Origin of the sequence: Bifidobacterium jacchi (assembly GCF_009078285.1) — a bacterium.
Classification (GTDB): domain Bacteria; phylum Actinomycetota; class Actinomycetes; order Actinomycetales; family Bifidobacteriaceae; genus Bifidobacterium; species Bifidobacterium jacchi.
The window spans coordinates 125,547-149,318 of sequence record NZ_RQSP01000001.1 but is presented as its reverse complement, the minus strand read 5'-3'; the positions used below and the strand labels follow the sequence as shown (position 1 = coordinate 149,318).

The following is a 23,772-nucleotide window of genomic DNA, read 5'->3' as shown; positions in this document are numbered from 1 at the left end:
GACGGCAGATGGCTGGGCGGCATCGTGTGCATCACACGTATGCGGTTTTCGGATCGTGTGCATGGCACGTATATGGGTGGGCGTGTTTGGGGTGTTTCGCGTACGTCGTATGCACACGATCGTGTGGATGTACGTGCCAGGCACACGATCAATGGCGCTTCGTGTACGTCGTGTGCACACGACTGGCGGCGCGTGCCTGCCGTTGGGCTCGGATGCGCGCCTTGCATGTGCGTCGTATGCACACGATCGTGTGGATGTACCTCGACTACGGTCAGGTGAAGTGGCACGCAACGTGACTCGAAGGGGTTTCCGCATTGCGTCCCACGGATTGGTGGTACGCAATGTGGTTTTGCGGCGCTTCTGTCGTTATCGCGGGTGATGGTTCGTTGCTGAGCCGTTGGAAGGGTAGGGGAAGGGCGCTTTTCGGGTAGGATGCTCATCGACCAAGAAGAACCACGGAATTTGTGCTCCGTGGCGTCTCTGTGCTGGCGTCCTTCTCCGGCTCCCCTCCTGCGCCTTTCCCTACCTTTCTCGCTTGCACTCGCTCATGCTTCCTCTCGCTTGCGCTCGCTCGTGCTTGCTTTGCGCAAGGATTTTTCGGGATTTGCCCTGAGTTCGTAGAATCTTTGCGCTAAGCCCTGTCCCAGCGCAAGGATTTTACGAAGTCCCTTCTTTCCGAGAAATCCTTGCGCTAGCGGCCCCCGTTGCGCAAGGATTTTACGAGATGGCCGTTTTCCCCGAGAAATCCTTGCGCTACAGACACGTTCCTCGCTCGCGTCTCTCTTGTGCATCTCTCGTGCCCCACCATCTAACCCACGAAAACAGCAGAAGTCTCGTTTTTGGCCTGTTGTTGCGTTGCATACCACGTTTTGCCTGTGTCGAAGCGTGCGTTCAGGGGCGTTTCGGGGATGGTGAAATCGTTGGAAAATAGCGGTTTGCGAGTGGTGTCTTCGTAGCATGCCCGCTGTGAGCCGGCATGCGCGAGTGGTACGCAACGCGGTTTCGTGCCGTTTTTGCGTTACGTACCCACGGATTCACGCGGATTCGCGCGGCATCAGGGTACGCAACGCGATTCAGGCTTGTTTCGCCGTCACGTACCACTACCTCGTTCGCAGCACAGCAGGCTTGCGCTTGCCGTTGGATTGTGGTTGGGCTGCATGCTGGCGAGGAAGCGGCGCACGTGGTCGCGATGGGGATGAGTGCGACACGCCGATTGTTGTATGTACAACTGTTGTATGGGGTGTGTATTAGATTGTTCCCACGCATATGGTTGTATGTGCAACTGTCTCATATGGAACTGCCGTATCAAGGAGCGGCATCCGTGATGGGAGGGGTAATGGATCAGCATGTCCTAAGCATCGAGGTCCGCTCGCTGACACGGGCGGTGGACCGCTATCTCGGCGAGAGCATGCCCGAATCGGCTCGTGTGGCGACCGGTGGCAACGCGCACATCATCGCGTTTCTGGATCGCAACCGCGACAAGGAGATCTACCAGCACACCATCGAGCAGAAGTTCTGCATCACGCGTTCGACCGCGTCGCGCGTGCTGACGCTGATGGAGAAAAAAGGGCTGATCGTGCGCGAACCGGTGCCGCACGACGCACGGCTCAAACGCATCGTGCTCACCGACAAGGCGGAGGCGATCGTGTCGGATCTCAAGGCGAACGCCGATCGGGTGGAACGCATGCTCGTCAACGGACTGACGCCGCTCGAACAGGAGACGATGCGCACATGCATCGAGCGTATGCGGGAGAACATCCGCGAGGCGCAGAGGAACTATGACCAGCATATGGCCGGTCAGCCGTCCCCCTCGGAGGCAACAAACGAGGAAGAGGCGCTGAGGCCATACAGGCAAACGAAGGAGGAGAGCAAATGAGCGACAACGCGATCGCAACCGAGGCCGCGATCGAACGATCACGCAAGGCCGTTGAACCGGCCAAGCCGAAGCATATCATCCGCACATTGGCCGGATCGATGCGTCAATACAAGAAGGAAAGTCTGCTTGCGCCGCTGTTCGTGATCATCGAAAGCGTGCTGGAGATCGTGATTCCCACGATCATGGCATCGCTGATCGATGAGGGCATCACCGGCGGCAACATGTCCGCCATCACCAGATTCGGCCTGATTCTGCTGCTGTGCTCGATGGTCTCACTCGGTTCCGGCTTCCTGGCCGGCAAGTTCGCCGCGATCGCCGCGGCCGGATTCGCCAAGAACCTGCGTCGTGACCAGTTCGAGCAGGTGCAGCGCTTCAGCTTCACCAACATCGACCGGTTCTCCACCGGTTCGATCATCACCAGGCTCACCACCGACGTGACGAACCTGCAGATGGCCTACGGCATGATGATCCGCATGGGCGTGCGCGCTCCGATCATGGTCGTGGTCGCATGGTTCTTCTCGTTCCGCATCTCCCCGTCGATCTCGCTCGTGTTCCTCGCCTGCGTGCCGATTCTCGCCATCGGCCTGTGCGGTCTGGCGGTGCTGGTGCACCCCGTGTTCGAGCGGGTGTTCCACACCTATGACGAGCTCAACAACGTCGTCGACGAGAACCTGCAGGGCGTGCGCGTCGTCAAGTCCTACAACCGCGAATCGTTCGAGATCTCCAAGTTCGGCCGCATCTCGCAGCGCATCTTCAAGGATTTCATCAAGGCCGAACGCATCATGAGCTTCAACAGCCCCATCATGATGTTCTGCATCTACGGCTCGATGATCCTCATCTCCTGGCTGGGAGCCAACCAGATCGTCGCGTCCGGCAACAACGCCGCATTGGGACTGACCACCGGCGATCTGACGGCGCTCGTCACCTATGCCATGCAGATTCTCATGGCCATGATGATGCTGTCGATGATCTTCGTGATGGTCATCATCTCGCAGGCTTCCGCCGAACGCATCAGTCAGGTGCTCCAGGAGAAGAGCACCGTGAGCGATCCCGAGCATCCGGTCACTTCGGTCGCGGACGGCTCGATCGTCTTCGACCATGTCACGTTCCGCTATTCCGACAGTTCGGAGAAGCCGGTGCTTGACGACATCGACCTGACCATCCGCTCAGGCATGACCGTCGGCATCGTGGGCGGCACCGGATCCGCCAAATCATCGCTCGTCCAGCTCATCCCGCGTCTGTATGACGTCACCTCGGGCTCGCTCAAGGTGGGTGGCGTGGACGTGCGCGACTACGACCTCGAACTGCTGCGCGATCAGGTCGCCATGGTGCTGCAGAAGAACGTGCTGTTCTCCGGAACCATCGCCGAAAACCTGCGCTGGGGCAATCCGAATGCCACCGACGAGGAGATCCGTCACGCCTGCCGGCTCGCGCAGGCCGATGGCTTCATCCAGGAGTTCCCCGACAAATACGACACCTACATCGAGCAGGGCGGCACCAACGTCTCCGGCGGTCAGCGTCAGCGTCTGTGCATCGCGCGCGCACTGCTTAAGAAGCCGAAGATCCTCATCCTCGATGACTCCACCTCGGCCGTCGACACCAAGACCGACCGTCTGATTCGCGCCGCATTCCACAACGAGATCCCCGACACGACGAAGATCATCATCGCGCAGCGCGTCGCCTCCGTGCAGGAGTCCGACATGATCCTCGTCATGGACAACGGGCGCATCATGGCGCGCGGCACCCACGAGGAGCTGCTCGCCACCTGCGACGAATACCGGTCCATCTATGAATCGCAGACCAGAAACACCGCCGAAGGGCAGAGGGAACTCGAGCAGCAGGAGCTCGAACGGGCGGCAGCGTTGGAGGCCGCACAGGTCAAGGGGCACGAGGCGAAGAGCAACGAACGGGAAGGAGAGACTCGATGAGCGACAAGCAGAACTTCCGCAACCGCAAACCCGCGATGGGCAAGGCCGCACCGGGCACCACCAAACGCATCTTCGGCTACATCATGCACTATCGGTGGCGAGTCGTCGCCATCGTCGTGTGCATTCTGATCGGAGCGGTGGCGCAGGCCGGCTCCGCGCTGTTCCTGCAGACCCTGATCGACTCGTACATCCTTCCCATGGTCGGCGCGTCGAATCCGGACTGGAGCCCGCTGCTGCGCGCGCTGACGCTTATGGGATGCCTGTACACGGCCGGCATCGTCTCAAGCTGGCTGTGGGTGTGGCTGGTCGTCACCGTCGAACAGGGCACGCTCAAGCGGATTCGCGACGACATGTTCGCCCATCAGCAGTACCTGCCGATCCGATACTTCGACACCAATGAGCATGGCGACATCATGAGCTGCTACACGAACGACACCGATACGCTGCGTCAGGCGATCAGCCAGTCGTTCCCGCAGATGTTCGCATCGCTGGTCTCCGCGCTCGCGGCGATCATCTCGATGCTGTGGCTGTCGATCCCGATCACCGTGTTCGTGCTGGTGTTCACGGTGGCGCTGTACTTCATCGTGCGCGCCATCGTCTCGCGGGCCGGACGGTACTTCGTCAAACAGCAGCACTGGCTCGGCGACGTGAACTCCTTCGTCGAGGAGTCGGTCAACGGCCAGAAGGTCATCAAGGTGTTCAACCACGAGGACGCGACCCAGAAGAGCTTCGACGAGAAGAACGAGGAGCTGTTCGCGGCCTCCGCCGAGGCGAACACCTGGGGCAACGTCACCATGCCGGTCGTCGGCAACATGGGATACGTGCTTTACATTCTGCTCGCCATCGTCGGCGGCGCCATGGCGCTCAGCGGTGTCGGCAACGTCGGCCTGAACGGGTTCGGCACGCTCACGCTCGGCACACTGGTCTCCCTGCTGACGCTGTCGCGGTCGTTCATCAACCCGCTCGGTCAGGTCTCGATGCAGCTCAACATGGTGATGATGGCGCTGGCCGGCGCATCGCGCATCTTCGCCCTGATGGACGAGCCGGTCGAAACCGACGGCGGCACGGTGACCCTGGTGAACGTCGAGCTCGGTCCGGACGGACGCACCATGACCGAAGTCGACCGAGAGACCGGCCATTGGGCATGGAAGCGCGAGGAGGGCGACGATGGAACGCGTTCGCTCAAGGCGGCCGAGAAGCTGCACGGCTCCGCGCGTGAGGTCGCGATCAAGGCCAAGGAGCAGGCGGTCACCTCGCCGGACGGCCGATACACGCTGCTGCGAGGCGATGTGCGCTTCACCGATGTGACGTTCGGCTACAATCCCGACAAGCCCGTGCTGCACGACATCACCTGGTTCGCCAAGCCCGGCCAGAAGATCGCGCTCGTCGGTGCGACCGGCGCTGGCAAGACCACGGTCACCAACCTCATCAATCGCTTCTACGACATCCAGGAAGGACAGATCCTCTACGACGGCATCTCCGTGGCGAACATCCGCAAGCCCGATCTGCGGCGATCACTCGGCGTGGTGCTGCAGGACGTCAATCTGTTCACCGGCACCGTGATGGACAACATCCGCTACGGCCGTCTGAACGCCACCGATGAGGAGTGCATCGAGGCTGCGAAGCTGGTGAACGCCGACGGGTTCATCCGCATGCTGCCGCAGGGCTACCAGACGGTGCTGGAGGGCGACGGTTCGGGACTTTCGCAAGGTCAGCGTCAGCTCATCTCGATCGCGCGCGCGGCGGTGGCCGACCCGCCGGCGCTCATCCTCGACGAGGCGACCAGCTCCATCGATACGCGCACCGAAGAGGTCGTGCAGGCCGGCATGGACGCGCTGATGAAGGGCCGCACCGTGTTCGTGATCGCGCACCGGCTGTCCACCGTGCGCAACTCCGATGTGATCATGGTCCTCGACCACGGGCGCATCATCGAACGCGGCTCACACGACGAGCTCATCGCCCTCAAGGGCGAGTACTACCAGCTCTACACCGGTGCCGTGGAACTGGACTGATGCCTTTTCGCGGAGCATAGAGCGCATAGAGCTCAGCGCATAGGGCACATAGGGCGGAGATCCTCACGGGGGACTCCGCCCTAATGCCCGCCCTAATGCTCTGTCTTCATTGGTTGAGCGCTGACAGCCCCTCTGGCGAGGGAGCTGTCAGCGAAGCTGACTGGGGGGCAGAAGTTGAGACCCTCAATTGCTTATGAGACTGACCACTAGTGCGTTCCGCCCGCCGGTTCCGTTCGACCCTCACCGGTATGTCAACCGGTATGTCAGCGTCGGCATCTACGATAGACACCAGCACGAACGGGAGCCTGAAGGCTGAGAGGAAGCAACGCTTCGACCGGGGAACTTGACGCGGGTCATGCCGCCGTAAGGAATCGTCTTCTTCGCACCGGTTCGCACGATGCAGTCCAGACGGGTCAATCCGGACGATTGTGCATGCTGGTTCCGGTCTTCCGCTCGTACGAGACATAATCCAGCCGCGCGGCGAGGCCGAGCGGTCGCATGACAGGGTTCATGAATGGGCGCACCACTTAGGGTACGGTTCGTTTCGTGCGCCCTTTTTTAGTCTTTATCGGGGCATGATCCCAATATGTCATGGCCCGATACGGGCTCCGACGTCAGGAAGGAACACCGCAATGCAGGTCAACGGAGAGCAGATCCGGCTCGAACACCCGGTCAGTGTGGCCGACTATCTCGAAACGCATGGATTCCGCGCCGAGCGTGTGGCCATCGAACTCAACGGTGAGATCATCGCGCGCGAGCGACGAGCCGATGTCATGCTCGACGACCAGTGCGTCATGGAGATCGTGCAGTTCGTGCAGGGCGGCTGAGTCTGGCGGCGCAATCCGTTCCCGGCTGGCTGTTGCAGACCGTTGCAGGCCTTCGCCGACCGTCCTGCGGCAAAGGGATTCCCTAGTGTCCTCCGTCAGAAGTTCGTTGACGAATTCACTACCCCTCAGTCCCGCTTCGCGGGCCAGCTCCCCTGACAAGGGGAGCCAACAATATAATCAACGTGTTTCTGACGCAGGATACTAGGCCGGGGCGGGGAACCAGAAACCAAGCGTGAAGAACGAAGAACATGGGGCTTTCGTCGCAGAAGGCCGAATATGGGAGGAACAATCATGAACATCAATCCGGTCACCGAGGCATCCGTCGCCGCAACGCCGCTGCCGCCGCAGCCCAAAGCCGTCAATCCTGTGGGCACCGCCGCCCCGATGCTCGAAGTGGAGGACAAGCCGCTGAATCTGGGCGGGCACGAATTCCAGTCGCGCTTCATCCTCGGCTCCGGCCGCTACGATCTCAACCTCATCAAAGCCACCGTGGAGCATGCGGGCACGCAGATCGTCACCATGGCCCTGCGCCGCGCCACCACCACCGAGAACAGCGTGCTCGACTACATCCCCGAAGGCATCACGCTGCTGCCCAACACGTCCGGCGCGCGCAACGCCGAGGAGGCGGTGCGCATCGCGCGGCTCGCCCGCGAAGTGTGCCACACCGACTTCGTCAAGGTCGAAATCGAGCACGAGACCAAGTATCTGCTGCCCGACAACGCCGAAACCATCCGCGCCACCGAGATGCTGGCCAAGGAGGGCTTCGTGGTCATGCCCTACATGTTCCCCGATCCGATCGCGGCACGTCAGCTTGAGGATGCCGGTGCCGCAGCCGTCATGCCGCTTGGCTCGCTGATCGGCTCCAACATGGGTCTTCGCATGCGCGACTTCATCACGATCATCATCGCCAACGCCCACGTGCCGGTCATCATCGACGCCGGCATCGGCCGTCCCAGCCAGGCCGCCGACGCCATGGAGATGGGTGCCGACGCGGTCATGGCCTACACGGCGGTCGCCTCCGCCGGCAACATCCCGCTGATGGCCGAGGCGTTCAAGCACGCCATCGACGCCGGTCGCGCCGCCTATCTGGCGGGGCTCGGCAAGGTGACCGAAGGTCAGGCGGTGCCGTCCAGCCCGACCACCGGATACCTGCACTGATTGGGGGGATTGGCTCCCCTCGCTAAGGGGAGCCGCAGGCGTAGCGGACAGAGGGGAGTCCGCGATGCTGCGTTTAGGCTCCCCTCGAAGAGGGATTGTCAGCTGAAGCATGGAGAAAAACATGGCATTGACGGACGAACAGCTTGAACGGTATGCACGCCATCTGATCCTGCGCGGTGTCGGCGTCAAAGGGCAGAAACGGCTCATGTCGGCCGGCGTGCTCATCATCGGCGCCGGCGGACTCGGCTCGCCGGTCGCGCTCTATCTTGCCGCGGCAGGCGTGGGCCGCATCGGCATCGTCGACGACGATGTGGTCGATCTGAGCAATCTCCAGCGTCAGATCATCCACACCACCGCCGACCTCGGCGTGCCGAAGGCGCAGTCCGCCGCGGCCGCGATCCGTGCGATCAACCCGGATGTCGAGGTCGAGGCGATATGCGAGCACGTCGACGTCGACAATATCGCGTCGCTGATCGAATCATATGATCTCGTGATCGACGCGACCGACAACTTCGCCGCCAAGTTCCTCATCAACGATGCCTGCGTGCTCGCCGGACGGCCATACGTCCACGCCGGCGTCGTCGGATTCTCCGGACAGGTGATGACCGTCGTGCCCGGTGAGGGCCCCTGCTACCGCTGCATATTCCGCGACATGCCCGCAGCCGGCGAGATCCCGACATGCAGTCAGGCCGGAGTGCTGGGCGCGGTCGTCGGTGTGATCGGCTCCCTTGAGGCGGTCGAGGCGGAAAAGCTCATCGTGGGCGTAGGCGAGCCGCTGGTCGGCCGTCTGCTCACCGTCGACGCGCTGACGATGACCATCCGCCGGGTGCCGTTGCCGACGCGCGTGCCGGACTGCCCGATCTGCGGCGAGCATCCGACGATCACCACGCTCGACCCGCAGCGATACGTCCAGCCCGCATGCGCAGTCGCGTCGCACTGAGCGAAGTCGCGTCGCACTGAGCAACTAAGCGCAGTCGCACCGATTGGATCGCACCGATCGCACTGCACAGCATCAGGAAAAGAGGAATCCATGTCCATCACACTGCATCGTCTCGATACGGCCGAAGACGAGCAAGCGCCGTCGTATCGCCATATCACCCCCGCCGAGTTCGCCGCACTCGACCCCACCGAGGTGACGCTGCTTGATCTGCGCGAACCGGCCGAGTTCGCCGCCGAACCGATAGAAGGCGCGATCAACGCCCCTCTCGACCCGCTGGCGCAGGTGCTGCGCACCGTGCCGACCGGCCGCCGCGTCGTCGTCTACTGCACGGAGGGCTGGTGGAGTCAGGAAGTCGCCGAAATCCTCGCCGACCGCGGATACGACGCGGCGAGTCTCGACGGAGGCTTCCGCGCCTACCGGGCCTACCGTGCGAGCGTGGAGGACCGGCCGCGGTAAGGCATGCCCGCAGATCGGCGACGGAAACGACAGCCGACGGAAGCAGACCGCCGACGGAAGCAAACCGCCGACGGCGGCGAAAGACAACCCAACATATTCCCGCAGATTGTCGTATGATCGGAATCGGTCGATTCACGCTGTCTGGGATTCGGCCGCACTCACCGATCGACTCGACGCAGAAGGATCTGATACCGTGGCACGTCTGCTCACCCGCACCCAGATACGGCAACTGGTCGCCCGACACGGCCGCGAGATCATTGAACATGACCACATGCGCATCGAACGCCGCAGCTATCAGCATGGCGCGGTGACCACCTTCGCGCATTCCATTCGGGTGGCCTGCCTGGCCGTGTGGCTGGCGGACCGGCTGCATCTGTGGAACCGCGTCGATCTGCGCTCGCTGATTCGCGTGGCGCTGCTGCATGACTACTTTCTCTACGATTGGCATGACTGGGATGACGGCGAGCACGTCTTCCACGGATTCACGCACGGGCGGGCCGCGCTGCACAACGCGCTTGCCGACTTCGAACTCAACCGCATCGAACGCGACAGCATCGCGCATCACATGTTCCCCCTCACGCCGGCGCCTCCCAGATACATCGAGGGGTATCTGGTCTCCATGGCCGACAAGGTCAGCGCCACGCGCGAAACGCTGAGCATGGACCGGTTCCGCAAGCCGTCCAAGTCGAAGCCGGCGGCGTCGGCTGCGTCGGCGAAGAGCATTGAACGGGGAAGCCGGGCATGACATGGCGCTGATGGAAAACGTGCTGCTGTGGTTTCTCATCTACAGTTTCGTCGGCTGGATCTATGAGTCGATTCTTGTTTCGGTGATGGAACGGCATGTCGTCAACCGTGGCTTTCTCATCGGGCCGCTGTGTCCGATCTACGGGACCGGTGCCGTGGCCTGCGTGCTGCTGCTTGGTCGCATCGACAATCCGGTGCTGCTGTTCGTCGTGTGCGCGCTCGGCGCAAGCGCGCTGGAGTATCTGACCTCGGTGGCGATGGAATGGGCGTTTCACGCGCGATGGTGGGATTATTCGAATTTCCGATTCAACATCAACGGGCGCATCTGCCTGTGGGGCGCCTTGGTGTTCGGCGTCGGAGGCGTGGTGATCAACCATGTCATCCAACCCCGTGTCGCGTCGCTGACGGCGATGATTCCTCCCGATGCGCGCGGATGGCTCTGTTTTGTGCTGCTGGTGCTGCTGCTGATCGACATCGTCGTGTCGGTGGCCAGTGCGGCCGATCTTGAACATGCGGTCGCCGGCTTCACCCAGACCGTGCAGGAGTATGCCTCGCGAGCCGGCGACTCGTGGCATTGGGGTCGTGATGCGATCTCCCATCGCGTGCGGGATTGGGGCGACGCCTCGCGAGTCATTCTGACCAGACTGCGCCAGACCGCCGCCCGCATGCTCAGCCGTCCGCAGCGCCGCATGATCGAGGCGTTCCCCAAACTGCGGCTGCAATCGGCCGACGAGGGCGTGATCGATACCGTGCGTGACATTCTGCAGTCCACGCCCGCGCGCATCGACGACCAGGTCAGACGCGACGGCGCGGCGTCGACCGAGATGACGTCGACCGAGGTGACGTCAACCGAGGTATCATCTACCGACGTGGCACCGACCGAGGCGTCGGCGGATGCTGCCGCCGCTGTCTGCTCCTACGCTTCCGCCGCTGCGTCCGCCGCCGGATCCGCGAAGCGCGATGATCGGGGCTGTGCCGGCGGGAGCCGCTAAGCATCGCAGACACGGTGCCGGCATCATTGCCGATATCGTAGCCGCCGGTCCGACGGACGGATAGGTGCCGGACCTGCGGCCGCGGCACGCGTCGTCTCGGTGGTCTGAGACTGTGGGTAGTCTTGAGAAGCCCACTGGCATCATCCGATAGGTAATTCGATAGGGAGAGACCAACGATTATGGCTCACGTCACTGATTTCAAAGAAGCGGGATTCGACTCCCTCTTCGAGGAGCTGCAATGGCGCGGGTTGATTTCCCAGTCCACGGACCGGGAGCGACTCGCCAAGGCGCTTGACGGGGAGCCGATCACCTATTATTGCGGCTTCGATCCGACCGCCGCGTCGCTGCATATCGGCAATCTCGTGCAGCTCATCAACATGCGTCATCTCCAGCTGGCCGGCCATCATCCGATCGCCCTTGTGGGAGGCGCGACCGGTCTGATCGGCGATCCTCGCCAGTCGGGCGAGCGCACGCTCAATCCGAAGGATGTCGTCGCCGGCTGGGCGGAGCGTCTCAAGCGCCAGATCGGCGGCATCCTCTCCGCCGATGGCCCCAATCCGGTGCGTTTCGTCTCCAACTACGACTGGACCGCGCAGATGTCGGTCATCGATTTTCTGCGAGACGTCGGCAAGAACTTCCGTCTGGGCACCATGCTCGCCAAGGACACGGTGGCGCGTCGCCTCAACTCGGAGGAGGGCATCTCCTTCACCGAGTTCAGCTATCAGGTGCTGCAGGGCAACGACTTCCTGCACCTGTTCGACGAATACCACTGCACGCTGGAGCTCGGCGGCTCCGATCAGTGGGGCAACCTCACGTCGGGGCTCGACCTGATCCACAAGGTGCGCGGCGTGGACGTCAACGTGTTCACCAGCCCCATCATCACCGATGCGAACGGCAAGAAGTTCGGCAAGTCGGAGGGCAATGCGGTCTGGCTCGATGCCACCATGCTCAGCCCGTACCGCTTCTACCAGTTCTGGATCAACCGCCCGGATGTGGAGATGGAGAGCCTGCTCAAGGCGTTCACATTCCTGCCCAAGGCCGAGATCGAACGGCTGGTCGAGGAATCCAAGACCAATCCCGGTGCCCGTGAGGCGCAGCGCTCGCTCGCATGGGAGGTCACCAGCTTCGTGCATGGCGAGGCGGCGACGCAGGCGGCGATCGATGCGTCCGGAGCGCTGTTCGGACGCGGCGGCGACCTGTCCGCCATCGACGAGGACACGCTTGAGGCGGCGATCGACGGTCTGAAGGTCGAGGGGGAGAACGGCGTCAAGACGTTCGCGGTCGCATCGGTCGCCGACCGCGTGACGGAGGCCGGCGTGAGGGCCGGGCTGTTCAAGTCGATCTCCGAGGCGCGCCGCGCGATCAAGTCCGGTGGTGTGTATCTCAACAACGAACGCGTGACGGACGAAGAGGCCGGCCTTGCCGAAGGCGACTTCCTGCATGGCCGCTTCGCGCTGATCCGTCGAGGCAAGAAGGCGCTCGGCGCGGTCGAAAAGCGCTGACGTGCAACGCCCATGCCAGTGGTCGTGCGACCGTGCAACGGCAGCGGCGAAACGTGAATAATCCCGATTAACAACTCAACGGTTGAAGGACATCAATGGCAGAAGAACACGGCCGCTCCGGCGGCAAATCATACGGCAACGGCTTCCGCGGCAATCGCGGCAACGGGCGTCCGAGCGGCGATCGCGGCGGTTTCCGCGGCCGTCGGGATGGCGATGATCGCCGTGGCGGTTTCCACAAGGGCGGCTTCCATAAGGATGGCTTCCATAAGGATGGCTATAAGAGCGGCGGGTTCCGTCGCGACGGCGAGGGCGCCGGTGACGGTGAGCGTCGTGAGTTCCATGGCGGTCGTGACGGTTTCCGTCGCGATGATCGTCGCGACGGCGATCGCCGCGGAGGATTCGGCGGTCGCCGGGAAGGTGGTTTCCGCGGCCGTCGGGATGGCGATGATCGCCGTGATGGTTTCCGCAAGGGCGGCTTCCATAAGGACGGGTTCCGCAAGGACGGTTTCCGGCGCGACGACGGTGAGCGTCGCCCGTTCCGCCGTGACGGCGAGGGTGCCGGTGACGGTGAGCGTCGTGAGTTCCACGGTGAGCGTCGCGGTGGGTTCCGTCGCGATGATCGTCGTGATGGTGGGTTCCGTCGCGACGGCGATCGCCGCGGTTTCCGTAGGGACGACCGCAGGCAGGACGGCGACAATCCGCGCTACCAGCGCGACGGTGAGCGTCGCCCGTTCCGTCGCGATGGCGAGGACCGCCGCGACTTCCATAAGGATGGTGAGCGTCGCGGTGGGTTCCGTCGCGATGATCGTCGTGATGGTGGGTTCCGTCGCAATGACGATCACCGTGGCTTCCGCTCCGACGATGGTGAGCGTCGCCCGTTCCGCCGCGACAACGACCGCAATGACCGTCGCGACGGCGACCGCCGTGGCTTCCGCTCCGGCAACGATCGCAATGATCGCAGGGATTTCCGCCGCGATCATGATCGCGACGACCGCCGCAATGGCTTCCAGCGGGACGACCATCGTCGCGATCGCCGGGATGATGCCGTCGTCGAACAGACCAAGCCCATCGCCGATGAGCAGACCGTCGAGCAGGCACAGACCGATACGTCGGTGCGTGAGGAATCCCGCGACCGTGCGCCGCGAGACGAGCGCCCGCGCGAGCGTCGCGACTCCGGTCGGTCGCATTTCGACAACGGTCCGCGTCGCAATTCCGACGGCACGCTGACCTACCCCTCGCAGAATCCGTACACCGATCCGAGGCCGAACGAGCCCCGCATGCCGCGAGGCATGGAATGGTCGATGCTGAGCAAGGAGGAACGCGAGCGTCTGCGCGGCCTGTCCAAGGAACATGCCGAGAACATCGGTCTGCACATCCTCGCCGCCTATGCGCTGGAGGAGAAGGACCCCAAGCTCGCCCTCGAACACGCCAAGTGGGCGGCCCATCAGGCGTCGCGCATCGACTTCTCGCGCGAGACGCTGGCGTTCATCGCCTATCGTCAGGGCGACTACAAGCTCGCCCTGCGCGAGTTCCGCACCGCGTATCGCATGAACGGCTTCCTCGACTATCTGCCGTTCATCGCCGACTGCGAACGCGGCGTCGGCAATCCGAAGAAGGCCGTCGAGGTCGCGCTGTCGGATGACGCCAAGATGCTCAAGGGCGAGGCCAAGGCCGAGATGTTCCTTGTGTACGCGGGTGCTCTGGGCGACCTTGGTCTGTGGGACAAGGCCATCGACATCGTGCACACGCTGGGTCGTTCCAAGGGCCTGACCGGCGAGTATCGCATGCGTGCGGTGCAGGCCGAGCAGAACTTCCTCGAGCAGTGCGGCCGCCATGTCGAGGCGTCCGCGCTCGACGGCCTGCTGGACCGCCTTGAGCTGCAGTACGCCGATGCCGATGACGACGAGGAGACCGACGACGTGGTCATCGACCACGACATGGAGCGCTTCTCCGACGATGAACTCGACATGCTGGGCATCTCCGATGACGACGCGCAGTACGCTCCCGACGACTACGACGAACTGTACGGTCCCGATGCCGGGCGCAATCGCGATGACGACGACGAGAACGCGGACGATGCGGATGCTGATGCCGATGATGCGGATGCTGACGAAAATGATCAGGATGAGCCTGATCAGGACGAGGCGTCCGATCATGCCGATGCCGCCGCAGCGGAAGCCGATGAGCAGAGCGATGACAAGGCCGATGATGCCGCCGCGGACGCCGTGGCGGACGACGAGACCGAGGTCGCCGCGCACGCCGCGCAGGAGGGCGTCGACGCGAATGCGGAACCTGCCACCGACATCGACGACGCCGCCGCATCGGATGCCGCCGCATCGGACGACATTGCAACGGACGACGCCGCCGCGTCTGCGGCCGACGAAGCCGAGTGACGTGACCGTCATGCTCAAATCGACAGACAAGGCCATCGCCGAGGCGTACCGGCTGGCGCTGCTTGATCTCGACGGCGTGGTGTACCGCGGCAAGAACCCGGTCGAACATGCGGCCGACTCGATTCGCGCCGCCGAACACGCCGGGATGACGATCGAATACACGACGAACAACTCGTCGCGATTCCAGCGCGTCGTCGCCGAGCAGCTGCGCGGCTTCGGACTGGACGTGGAGCCTCATCAGGTCATCACGTCGTCGGTCGTCGCCGCGCGCATGGTCGCCCGTCACGTCGCGCATGGCACCAAGGTGCTGGTATTGGGCGCGGAGCACCTTCGCGAGGAGGTGTCCCGTCAGGGACTGGTCGTGGTGGATTCCGCCACCGATCAGCCGCAGGCGGTGATTCAGGGATGGTACCCGCAGATGAGCTGGGAGCAGATGGCGCAGGTCTCCTACGCCGTCGAACAGGGCGCCACCTACTTCGTCACCAACCGCGATCTGACCATTCCGCGCGAACTCGGCATCGCGCCGGGCTGCGGATCGATGATCCAGGCGGTCATCAACGCGACCGGGGTCGAACCGGTCGCTTCCGCGGGCAAGCCTGAATCGGCCATGTACGACGAAGCCCGCCTGCTCGCCGCCGATGGCGACGACACGCAGCCGGTCGCCAAGGCGGACTGTCTGGCCATCGGCGACCGACTCGACACCGACATCGAGGCGGGCAACCGAGGCGGCTACGATTCGCTGGCGGTGCTGACCGGCGTGACCAATCCGCACGAGCTCATGCTCGCGCCGGCCCACCTGCGACCCACCTACATCGCCGCCGATCTGCGTGGACTGCTTGCCGCGCAGCCGTCCGTGACGCGCATGACGGAAGGTTCATGGACCTGCGGCGGGGCATCGGCCCGCATCGTGCCGCAATCCGGCGGCAAACCGGGCGACGGCGGCTTCACGCTGTCCGTCGGTGATCGCGGAGCCGACGGCATGGATGCGCTTCGCGCCGCCTGCGCCGCAATGTGGGCGTTCGCCGATGACGGCTGCGATGCGAGCCGCGTATCGCTTCCCGATGACGCTGCATTCGGCCGCTGATTCGGCTGCTGGTATTCGCTCGCTGGTATTCGGTAGCTGAAAGGCAACGGTGATCAGATCATGGCATTCGCATTCGGTCGGCCGCAGCCGCATGGGGTGCAACCGCATGATTCCTCTTCGCGCAACGATTCCGATCAGTCGGAGGATCTTATGTCCCGTTTCGCGCAACTGGGCGAATTGGATGATCTTGACGACGATCAGCGCATCGCCGTCCTCAATGGCGTGCTGGACGAGCTGAACCGGCAGTTGGATGCGACGCGCGCGCAGAAGTCGTCATAGCGGACTTGGCAACGGGCGTATCGATGCATCGTTGCTTCGACTTCGACGTTTGAACGACATCGCCATTGGAGGAATCACGCTGATGACACGACTTGACATGCGGATGACGGCACTGGGACTCGTCACGACGCGCTCCAAGGCCCAGCGTCTCATCCGCGACGGCCATGTGCGCGTGAATGGCGACGTGGCCGTCAAACCGGCGCTCGATGTGGACGATGCCGATGCGATCGACGTCGACAAGGGGGATGACTTCGTCTCGCGCGGCGCCTACAAGCTGGTCGGCGCGTTCGAGGCGTTCGCGGCTGACGGGCTCCCGTCGCCCGAGCATCTTGACTGCCTCGACATCGGCGCGTCCACCGGAGGCTTCACCCAGGTGCTGCTGCGGCGTGGGGCCGCTCATGTCGTCGCGCTTGACGTCGGACATGGCCAGCTGGATCCGCGCGTCGACGGCGATCCGCGTGTCATCCGCATGGACGGCGTGAACATCCGCGACGTGACCGTCGGCGATCTGCCGTACGCTCCGGCCATGATCGTCTCCGACGTCTCATTCATCTCCCTGACCTACGTGATTCCCGTGATCGCGTCCATCGGCGCGCCGGGAGCTCAGGTGGTGCTGTTGGTCAAACCGCAGTTCGAGGTCGGACGCGCCGGACTTGACCGGCATGGCATCGTCGAGGATCCCGCGTTGCGTGAACGCGCGCTTGCCGGCGTCACCGACTGTGCGCGAACTCACGGACTTGACGTCGTCGCCACGACGGTCAGCCCGATCGAGGGCACCTACGGCAACGTGGAATACCTGCTGTACGCGCGCCTGCCCCGGTAGAAGCGGCAGAAGGCATCGCCTGCCGACATGCAGGACGGCATCGAAACGCGGTGATGCGGGCGTGCCGCATCTTCCGCACCATCGTCTACTATGAGAACAAATGTTCTTATTGGTGATGTGGGAGGTGCCCGATGAGTGATGTTCGACATGCGGTGGTGGTGACGCACGTTCGTCTTCGCGAAAGCGGCACGGTCGTTCAGGAGGCCGTGGATCAGCTGGAACGTGCCGGGTTCCGCGTCTCCATCATCGACAATGCGGAGGCTCCGGGGTTCGGCGGTGCCACCCGCACCGTGGACGAAGGCACGGAGATCGTCGTGGTGCTTGGCGGCGATGGCACCATTCTTCGCGCCGCGGAGCTGGTGCATTGCACGCAGGTGCCCATCCTCGGCGTCAATCTGGGGCATGTGGGCTTTCTCGCGGAGTTCGAGAGTTTTCAGATGGGCGACGCGATCCGGCGTGTCGCGGATCATGACTATTCGATCGACGAGCGCATGGTCGCCCATGTCGATGTGTGGCTTCCCGGCCAAGAGCGGCCGTTGAGCGACTGGGCGCTCAACGACATCACCGTGGAACGAGCCGATAGAGGCAAGATGGTCGAGCTGTCCATCCGAGTGGACGATGTGGAGATGAGCTCGTTCGGGTGCGACGGCGTGATCGTTTCGACGCCCACCGGTTCGACGGCCTATGCGTTCTCCGCCGGAGGTCCGATCATGTGGCCCAACGTCAAGGCGCTGCAGTTGGTGCCGCTGGCCGCCCACGCGCTGTTCGCAAGGCCGTTGGTGATCGGCTCCGGTTCGACGTTCACGCTTGACATTCTCGACGATTCGTCGTCGGCTGGATGGATCTGCTGCGATGGGCGTCGTCAATGCGCGTTGCCCAAGGGGGCGAGGGTCGTGATCCGCGAGTCGAAAAGCACGTTGCGGCTCGCGCGGCTTTCCGGCGTGCCGTTCACCAACCGGTTGGTCACGAAATTCGATCTTCCCGTGGTCGGCTGGCGTGAGCATGCGAGAGCGGAAGCCGGGCGGGGCCGTCAGAACGGGCAGTGAGGGGGTTCGGATGCTTGAAGAGCTTGAGATACGCGATCTGGGACCGATCCGCCACGCGCTGATCGCACCTGCGTCGGGCATGACCGCGATCACCGGAGAGACCGGCGCGGGCAAGTCCATGCTGTTGAGCGCCATACGGCTCATATCCGGAGGCTCCGCCGATGCAGGCCGCGTTTCCCCTGGCGCGAAGCGGGCGTGGGCGCAGGGCGTGTTCGCCGTTGATGCATCGGCGAAGGAGGCGTCGGATGCGGGCAAGCCCGAGGACTCCGGCGAGGTCACCGGTGCTGGTGTAGCCGCTCGCGAACCGGGGGTGATCGACATTGTGCGCGATGCCGGAGTCGAACCGGAGGACGGTGAACTGTTCCTCTCGCGCACGGTGCCCTCGTCGGGGCGTTCCCGTGCAGTGCTCAACGGGAGGAGCGTGCCACGCTCGGTGCTGGGCTCGGTTGCGGGCCGGCTCGTCACCATTCACGGTCAGGCCGATCAGCTGCGCATCGCCTCTTCGGCTCGACAGCGCGAATTCGTGGACATGGTCGCCGCGGATGCCGCCGAACTGGCCGCCTATCGCAAGGCGTGGGACGCTCTTGGCGCGTTGGAAGCGCGGCTGGAGCGCATGGAGCATCAGGAGGCGTCGGCCCGTCAACGCGCCGACTATCTGCGCGAGTCGATCGAACGAATCAATCGCGTGAACCCCAAGCCCGGCGAGGATGACGAGCTCAAGGCGAAACGGTCGCGCATCGAGCATGCCGCCGAGATCGCGCAGGGTGTGGGCGGGGCGCTGAGCGCGCTCGACTCCTCGCAGGTGGACGTCGATGCCGATACGCCGAGCGCGGTCGAACTCATCGATCATGCCGCGCAATCGCTGCGTTCGATTCACGCCGAGGGGGATTTCGGCCAGCTCGCCGATCGGCTTGAATCCATCGGCACCGATCTTTCCGACGTGGTGGATTCGCTGGCGGCTCGACTGGACTCCGGCGACGACATGGATGATCTCGACTCGATCAACGGCAGAATCCACGAGCTTGGCGAACTGACCCGCCGATGGGGGCCGACCATCGCCGACGTGATCGCCTGGCGAGACAAGGCCGTGTTCGACGTCGAGGATCTGGATGCGTCTCCGGAGAAGATCGCTGAACTCGTCGAGCAGCGCGAGTCTTTGAGAAAACGTGCGCTCAAGGCGGCCGATGCTTTGCACAAGGCGCGGGAGGCAGCCGCGAAACGCCTTGCGTCCAGAGTCACCGCGGAATTGGAATCGTTGGCCATGTCCGGGGCGTCGCTGGAGATTAGGGTGACGATGCGTACCGGAGACGGCGCACTCGATGCCAGCGGAGGCGACGACATCGCCTTCCTGTTCACCCCCTATGAGGGATCGCCGCAACTGCCGATGGGCAAAAGCGCATCGGGCGGCGAGTTGAGTCGTCTGATGCTTGCGCTGGAACTGTCCGCGGCTGACATGAACGAAAGCACATCCGCGGCTGATCCTGCGTCGGCTGGCGCAGCATCGGCTGATTCGACAACCGCGGATGCCGCGTCGAACGCCCCGTCGTCGGATGCCGGCGGCGCACGAGCCGGCATGACGTTCATCTTCGATGAGGTGGATGCCGGCGTCGGCGGCAAGACCGCGGTGGAGCTCGGCAGGAGACTGGCGCGTCTTGCGAAGCGTTCGCAGGTCATCGTCGTCACGCATCTCGCACAGGTCGCCTCGTGGGCCGACAGCCAGTTCGTCGTCACCAAGGTGCCTCCGGATGCCGATGACGACGATCTCGGCGTCATCACCACGGTCGCCGGCGTCAGCGGCGAGGATCGCGTCCATGAGATCGCGCGCATGCTGTCCGGCAGCGAGTCGGAGGCGTCGCTCGACCATGCGCGGGAGCTGCTGTCCGCCTCCCGGCTCTAGTGGTCTGTCTCGTGATTGGTTGAGTGGTGACGGCACCTCTGACGAGGGGGCTGTCAGCGCAGCGGCGACGCGAACATAGTCGAAGCGTACATCGTCATGAAAGGAGCACGGACATGGCCGATTCCATGATCAATGCCGGCAAGGCCGCGATATTCGATCTTGACGGGACCCTGCTCGATTCGATGGGCGTATGGGATCAGGTCGATCTTGATTTCCTTGGCAGACGCGGCATCGACGTGCCAGACGACTATATGGTCACGGTGGCATCCATGCAGTTCCGCCAGATCGCCGAATACACGATCGCCCGCTTCGATCTGCCGGACACACCCGAACAGCTCATGGAGGAATGGGACGACATGGCGCGCGTCGCCTATGCGACCGTGGTGGAGGCCAAGCCGCATGCCGTCGAATACCTCCATCGGCTGAGGGCAACCGGCGCGAAGCTCGCCGTCGCCACATCGCTGCCGCCATCGCTGCGTGAACCCGCCATGAGCCATGTCGGCATCGAGCACTGCTTCGATGCCGTCGTCAGCGTCGATGATGCGGGCGATGTCGGCAAGGAAAGTCCCGACGTCTATCTGCTCGCCGCACGACGTCTCGGCATCATGCCGCACAACTGCACGGTCTTCGAGGATCTGCTCATCGGCATTCGATCGGCGAAGTCGGTGGGCATGCGCGCATGGGCCATGCATGACGATTCATCGGACGGCGACTGGTCGGCCATCTGCGATCTTGCCGACGGCGTGCTCTTCGATTTCGCTCAAGCCCCCGAAACGCTGTAGCGGCAATAGCCGAGCCGGCAAACCGCGTGCGGAGCGCGTTCGTCATTTGAGACCGAGCTGGTCTGCGAAGCGGGACTGAGGGGTAGTGAATTCGTCAACGAATCTCTGACGCAAGACGTCATCACGATGTGCGCACGCAGCTTGTCGGTAATCGCGGAACCGGGTCGGCCTGCGAAGCTGGGCTGAGGGAAGCCGCTGCGTCGGCATCGTTCCAGTGCAGGCACATGGCCGCCCGCACTGCATTGCGATCGCATTGCTTGTACTGCTGTGCTACTCTCATCGCCGCATCGCTGAACCGCGGCATCGCTGAACCGTCGCACCACCAATCCGATACTGTTTCACTGTTATGTAACACACCTTGACAGTTGCGCACAACAGTTATACTGTTATATATAACAGCTGAACAACCGACGGGTGGGGAGGCTGGAACTCAATCAATAACCATCGAAAGGGGCATACATGAAACTGATCATCTCATCCGTGTCCGGTGAACCGATCTACGAGCAGATCAAAACCCAGATCCGCACAGCAGTGCTGGACGGCGATCTCAAGGCCGGCGAGGCGTTGCCCTCGCTGCGCAAACTCGCCAAGGAACTGCGCATCTCCGTGCTCACCGTCACCAGGGCGTACAACGAACTGGCCGACGAGGGCGTGGTGCAGAACATCCAAGGCAAGGGCACGTTCGTGATGGATCGCGGCAACGAGCTGATGAAACAGCAGCTCGAAGCCCAGATCCGAGCAAATCTCGCCGAGGCGAGCCGTGCCGCAAAGGCGGCGGACGTGCCGCTGGAGCGGTTGGGGGAGATGCTTGTGGAGGAGTACCGCGCAAACTGACGCATGTGCCTCATCGGCGCGTGCGACGCAATCAGTGCAATCAGTGCAATCAGTGCAATCAGCAGCACCAGCACCACTGGCGCAAAGAGCATGACGATGACTGGCATCACATCACAGCCTGCAACGCAGCAATCCGAAACAGCGCAACCCGTACCCACGGCGCTGGTTCCCAAGGCGGTGCTCGACCGCGCCATCGACGGTGTCGTCGCGTTGGCCGACAACATGATGCTGATCCCGATCCTCGCCGTCATCGGCATCGCCACAGCCGGGCTCGCGCTCGTGGTCTCGTTCCGAGTCTCCTGCCGGTTCTATCTCGCCAAGGAGCTGTAGGGGCCGTAGTCGATCCTTATAGGTTCGGGCCCTCCCGCATGTTCGATCACGCGGGAGGGCCTTGTCGTCGTTGTGCCTCTGATCCCGGCTTCCGCGGTTCCCATCGAACAAAGTGTTATAGTTGATATAGAACAAGTCGAACGATCGTCCAGTGAAAGGAGAGCTACGATGGCATTGGTCATCGAGATCGACCAGCACAGTGACGTGCCGATCTACGAACAGCTGAGACGTCGGATCATCGCGGGCATCGCGCACGGCGAACTCGCGCCCGGCGCTCGGCTGCCGTCCGTGCGTGCGCTCGCCGTCGACCTCGGCGTCAACCTACACACGGTCAACAGGGCGTACGCGCTGCTGCGTGACGACGGCTACATCACCATGCGACGCGGCTCCGGGGCGAGCGTCGCGGAACCGACCGGATCGGGGGCCGACGCAGGACGGAACGTGGCCCGACACGGACAGGGAACGCCTAACGGCGAAGGTGAACGGGAAGGCGACGATGACGGACGAGTCATGCCGTCGGAACAGATCGTCGGCGAACTGCACCGACTCATCCTCGAACACAAGGCGCTCGGCGGCGACATGGCGTCGTTCCTCGACGCGTTCCGTCGGCAGTGCGAACGGATATACGACGAAACGCCGCAGGGAGACGGCCGCCGACCGGCGACCGCCGACCGGCGACCGCCGACCGGCGACCGCCGACCGGCGACCGCCGACCATCAATCAGGGGGAACACGATGAACAACAATTCTATGGGCATTACGGGCGTCATCTCGGTGATCCCGCTTCTGCTGCTGCCGGCATTGGTCGCGACCTGCGTCGCGATCGTGCCGTGGGTGACCGGACGACGCGAGGTGTTCGGCGTCACCGTGCCGCCGGCCGCGCTCGCCGACGCGCGCATCCGCCGCTACCGCGTCGCCTTCTCGACGCTGGTCGGCGGGGTTGGTGCGGCGTCGTTGCTTGCGTGCGTCGCGCTGTGGCGTCTGGTTGGCGTGACGCCGGCGTTCTGGTGTGCGTCGATCCTCTCGATCGTGGTGGTGGCCGTCGGGTTCGCCGCCCAGCAGCGGTTCCGCCGGCGGGTGATCTCCATCAAACGTGAACGCGGCTGGACGGCGACGGGGGCGAAACGCATGGCGGTCGTTGCCGACGACACGTTCGCGCGGCCGCTGCCGCTGTGGTGGGATCTCGTCTACGTCATCGTGATCGTGGCGACGATCGTCATCGGATATGCGGGGTACGGTGGCATGCCGCAGCGTGTGCCGATCCATACAAACGTCGCCGGGGTCGTCGACGGATGGGCCGATAAAAGCCCGTTCGTGATCTGGCTCGCGCCGCTCACGGAGCTGATCCTCGCCGCCGTGATGGTCGGCGCGCATTCGGCCGTCCTGCATGCGAAGCGTCCGGTCGACGCGGACTCGCCGGTGCGCTCGGCGTGGCGGTACGCGGCGATGGCACGCGCGTGGAGCGTGTACGTGCTGGTCGTCGGCGTGGCCGTGACCGCGGGGGTCGGCATGACCGTGCAGCTCGGCACGATCGGAGTGCTCGATCTCGGCCTGGTCGGGCTGGCCGGTACGTTCGCCGGCATGCTCGCGCTCGTCGGAGGCATCGTGGTCGTGCTGTTCTACGGACAGAACGGCTCGCGGGTCGACGCTGGGGGAGCGGACGACGAGACGATGCCGTGGGACGAGGACCGTTACTGGTACGGCGGCGTCATCTATGCAAACCGTGACGACCCGGCAGTCTGGGTGCCCAAGCGTTTCGGCGTCGGCTGGACGGTCAACATGGCCCGTCCCGTCGTCTGGGTCGGCGCCGTCATCCTCCTGCTCGTCGTCATAGGCCTCCCCTTCGCCCTCATCGCTTTGCTGTGAATGT

General features: G+C 63.6%; 20 protein-coding genes and 1 pseudogene. All 21 read left to right on the top strand.

Annotation, left to right across the window (positions count from 1 at the left end; all coding sequences use genetic code 11):
- Positions 1–1,336: 1,336 nt before the first annotated feature.
- Positions 1,337–1,876, top strand: coding sequence for a MarR family winged helix-turn-helix transcriptional regulator (locus EHS19_RS00630; RefSeq protein WP_151915881.1), 540 nt, complete (start codon positions 1,337–1,339; stop codon positions 1,874–1,876).
- A complete protein-coding gene (locus EHS19_RS00625) occupies positions 1,873–3,804 on the top strand; it encodes an ABC transporter ATP-binding protein (RefSeq protein WP_151915858.1) in 1,932 nt (643 codons plus the stop codon). The genes EHS19_RS00630 and EHS19_RS00625 overlap by 4 nt, the downstream gene beginning before the upstream one ends.
- The gene (locus EHS19_RS00620; RefSeq protein ID WP_151915857.1) at positions 3,801–5,816 is read left to right on the top strand and encodes an ABC transporter ATP-binding protein; all 2,016 of its coding nucleotides are present in this window, start codon (positions 3,801–3,803) and stop codon (positions 5,814–5,816) included. The genes EHS19_RS00625 and EHS19_RS00620 overlap by 4 nt, the downstream gene beginning before the upstream one ends.
- A 632-nt stretch (positions 5,817–6,448) precedes the next feature.
- Positions 6,449–6,643 (top strand): sulfur carrier protein ThiS, encoded by a 195-nt coding sequence (gene thiS / locus EHS19_RS00615; protein WP_151915856.1) that lies wholly within the window; start codon positions 6,449–6,451, stop codon positions 6,641–6,643.
- Between the two features lie 288 nt (positions 6,644–6,931).
- On the top strand, positions 6,932–7,801 hold the full coding sequence (locus tag EHS19_RS00610) for a thiazole synthase (protein WP_151915880.1): 870 nt from the start codon (positions 6,932–6,934) through the stop codon (positions 7,799–7,801).
- 121 nt (positions 7,802–7,922) lie between these two features.
- A complete protein-coding gene (gene thiF / locus EHS19_RS00605; protein WP_151915855.1) occupies positions 7,923–8,741 on the top strand; it encodes a thiazole biosynthesis adenylyltransferase ThiF in 819 nt (272 codons plus the stop codon).
- Positions 8,742–8,831: 90 nt separating this feature from the next.
- Positions 8,832–9,197: a rhodanese-like domain-containing protein gene (locus EHS19_RS00600; RefSeq protein WP_151915854.1), complete on the top strand. Its 366-nt coding sequence runs from the start codon at positions 8,832–8,834 to the stop codon at positions 9,195–9,197.
- A gap of 193 nt (positions 9,198–9,390) precedes the next feature.
- Complete coding sequence (locus EHS19_RS00595; RefSeq protein ID WP_175578215.1) at positions 9,391–9,942, top strand: HD domain-containing protein; 552 nt, start codon at positions 9,391–9,393, stop codon at positions 9,940–9,942.
- 1 nt (position 9,943) lies between these two features.
- Complete coding sequence (locus EHS19_RS00590; RefSeq protein ID WP_151915853.1) at positions 9,944–10,933, top strand: putative ABC transporter permease; 990 nt, start codon at positions 9,944–9,946, stop codon at positions 10,931–10,933.
- A gap of 179 nt (positions 10,934–11,112) precedes the next feature.
- The gene (tyrS, locus tag EHS19_RS00585; RefSeq protein WP_151915852.1) at positions 11,113–12,435 is read left to right on the top strand and encodes a tyrosine--tRNA ligase; all 1,323 of its coding nucleotides are present in this window, start codon (positions 11,113–11,115) and stop codon (positions 12,433–12,435) included.
- 509 nt (positions 12,436–12,944) lie between these two features.
- Positions 12,945–14,828: pseudogene (locus EHS19_RS11215) on the top strand (helicase); the annotation flags it as partial.
- 1 nt (position 14,829) lies between these two features.
- On the top strand, positions 14,830–15,912 hold the full coding sequence (locus EHS19_RS00575) for an HAD-IIA family hydrolase (protein ID WP_151915851.1): 1,083 nt from the start codon (positions 14,830–14,832) through the stop codon (positions 15,910–15,912).
- A gap of 60 nt (positions 15,913–15,972) precedes the next feature.
- The gene (locus EHS19_RS00570) at positions 15,973–16,191 is read left to right on the top strand and encodes a hypothetical protein (protein WP_151915850.1); all 219 of its coding nucleotides are present in this window, start codon (positions 15,973–15,975) and stop codon (positions 16,189–16,191) included.
- A gap of 82 nt (positions 16,192–16,273) precedes the next feature.
- Positions 16,274–17,014, top strand: a complete 741-nt coding sequence (locus EHS19_RS00565; protein WP_151915849.1) for a TlyA family RNA methyltransferase — start codon at positions 16,274–16,276, stop codon at positions 17,012–17,014.
- Positions 17,015–17,145: 131 nt separating this feature from the next.
- Positions 17,146–18,060 carry an NAD kinase gene (locus tag EHS19_RS00560; protein ID WP_151915848.1) on the top strand — a complete coding sequence of 305 codons (915 nt, stop codon included), beginning with the start codon at positions 17,146–17,148 and terminating at the stop codon, positions 18,058–18,060.
- 10 nt (positions 18,061–18,070) lie between these two features.
- On the top strand, positions 18,071–19,957 hold the full coding sequence (locus tag EHS19_RS00555; RefSeq protein ID WP_151915847.1) for a DNA repair protein RecN: 1,887 nt from the start codon (positions 18,071–18,073) through the stop codon (positions 19,955–19,957).
- A 113-nt stretch (positions 19,958–20,070) separates the two neighbouring features.
- Positions 20,071–20,739 carry an HAD family hydrolase gene (locus tag EHS19_RS00550; RefSeq protein ID WP_151915846.1) on the top strand — a complete coding sequence of 223 codons (669 nt, stop codon included), beginning with the start codon at positions 20,071–20,073 and terminating at the stop codon, positions 20,737–20,739.
- A 459-nt stretch (positions 20,740–21,198) separates the two neighbouring features.
- Positions 21,199–21,573: a GntR family transcriptional regulator gene (locus tag EHS19_RS00545; protein WP_151915845.1), complete on the top strand. Its 375-nt coding sequence runs from the start codon at positions 21,199–21,201 to the stop codon at positions 21,571–21,573.
- A gap of 96 nt (positions 21,574–21,669) precedes the next feature.
- Positions 21,670–21,903 (top strand): hypothetical protein, encoded by a 234-nt coding sequence (locus EHS19_RS00540; protein WP_151915844.1) that lies wholly within the window; start codon positions 21,670–21,672, stop codon positions 21,901–21,903.
- A 168-nt stretch (positions 21,904–22,071) separates the two neighbouring features.
- Positions 22,072–22,641, top strand: a complete 570-nt coding sequence (locus tag EHS19_RS00535; RefSeq protein WP_241676979.1) for a GntR family transcriptional regulator — start codon at positions 22,072–22,074, stop codon at positions 22,639–22,641.
- Complete coding sequence (locus EHS19_RS00530; RefSeq protein WP_151915843.1) at positions 22,638–23,768, top strand: DUF1648 domain-containing protein; 1,131 nt, start codon at positions 22,638–22,640, stop codon at positions 23,766–23,768. The genes EHS19_RS00535 and EHS19_RS00530 overlap by 4 nt, the downstream gene beginning before the upstream one ends.
- The last annotated feature ends 4 nt before the right edge of the window (positions 23,769–23,772 follow it).

Coding starts and splice junctions, on each gene's coding strand:
- EHS19_RS00630 (WP_151915881.1), top strand. CDS start 1,337: ATGGATCAGCATGTCCTAAGCATCGAGGTCCGCTCGCTGACACGGGCG.
- EHS19_RS00625 (WP_151915858.1), top strand. CDS start 1,873: ATGAGCGACAACGCGATCGCAACCGAGGCCGCGATCGAACGATCACGC.
- EHS19_RS00620 (WP_151915857.1), top strand. CDS start 3,801: ATGAGCGACAAGCAGAACTTCCGCAACCGCAAACCCGCGATGGGCAAG.
- thiS (WP_151915856.1), top strand. CDS start 6,449: ATGCAGGTCAACGGAGAGCAGATCCGGCTCGAACACCCGGTCAGTGTG.
- thiF (WP_151915855.1), top strand. CDS start 7,923: ATGGCATTGACGGACGAACAGCTTGAACGGTATGCACGCCATCTGATC.
- EHS19_RS00600 (WP_151915854.1), top strand. CDS start 8,832: ATGTCCATCACACTGCATCGTCTCGATACGGCCGAAGACGAGCAAGCG.
- EHS19_RS00590 (WP_151915853.1), top strand. CDS start 9,944: ATGGCGCTGATGGAAAACGTGCTGCTGTGGTTTCTCATCTACAGTTTC.
- tyrS (WP_151915852.1), top strand. CDS start 11,113: ATGGCTCACGTCACTGATTTCAAAGAAGCGGGATTCGACTCCCTCTTC.
- EHS19_RS00570 (WP_151915850.1), top strand. CDS start 15,973: ATGGCATTCGCATTCGGTCGGCCGCAGCCGCATGGGGTGCAACCGCAT.
- EHS19_RS00565 (WP_151915849.1), top strand. CDS start 16,274: ATGACACGACTTGACATGCGGATGACGGCACTGGGACTCGTCACGACG.
- EHS19_RS00560 (WP_151915848.1), top strand. CDS start 17,146: ATGAGTGATGTTCGACATGCGGTGGTGGTGACGCACGTTCGTCTTCGC.
- EHS19_RS00555 (WP_151915847.1), top strand. CDS start 18,071: ATGCTTGAAGAGCTTGAGATACGCGATCTGGGACCGATCCGCCACGCG.
- EHS19_RS00550 (WP_151915846.1), top strand. CDS start 20,071: ATGGCCGATTCCATGATCAATGCCGGCAAGGCCGCGATATTCGATCTT.
- EHS19_RS00545 (WP_151915845.1), top strand. CDS start 21,199: ATGAAACTGATCATCTCATCCGTGTCCGGTGAACCGATCTACGAGCAG.
- EHS19_RS00540 (WP_151915844.1), top strand. CDS start 21,670: ATGACTGGCATCACATCACAGCCTGCAACGCAGCAATCCGAAACAGCG.
- EHS19_RS00535 (WP_241676979.1), top strand. CDS start 22,072: ATGGCATTGGTCATCGAGATCGACCAGCACAGTGACGTGCCGATCTAC.
- EHS19_RS00530 (WP_151915843.1), top strand. CDS start 22,638: ATGAACAACAATTCTATGGGCATTACGGGCGTCATCTCGGTGATCCCG.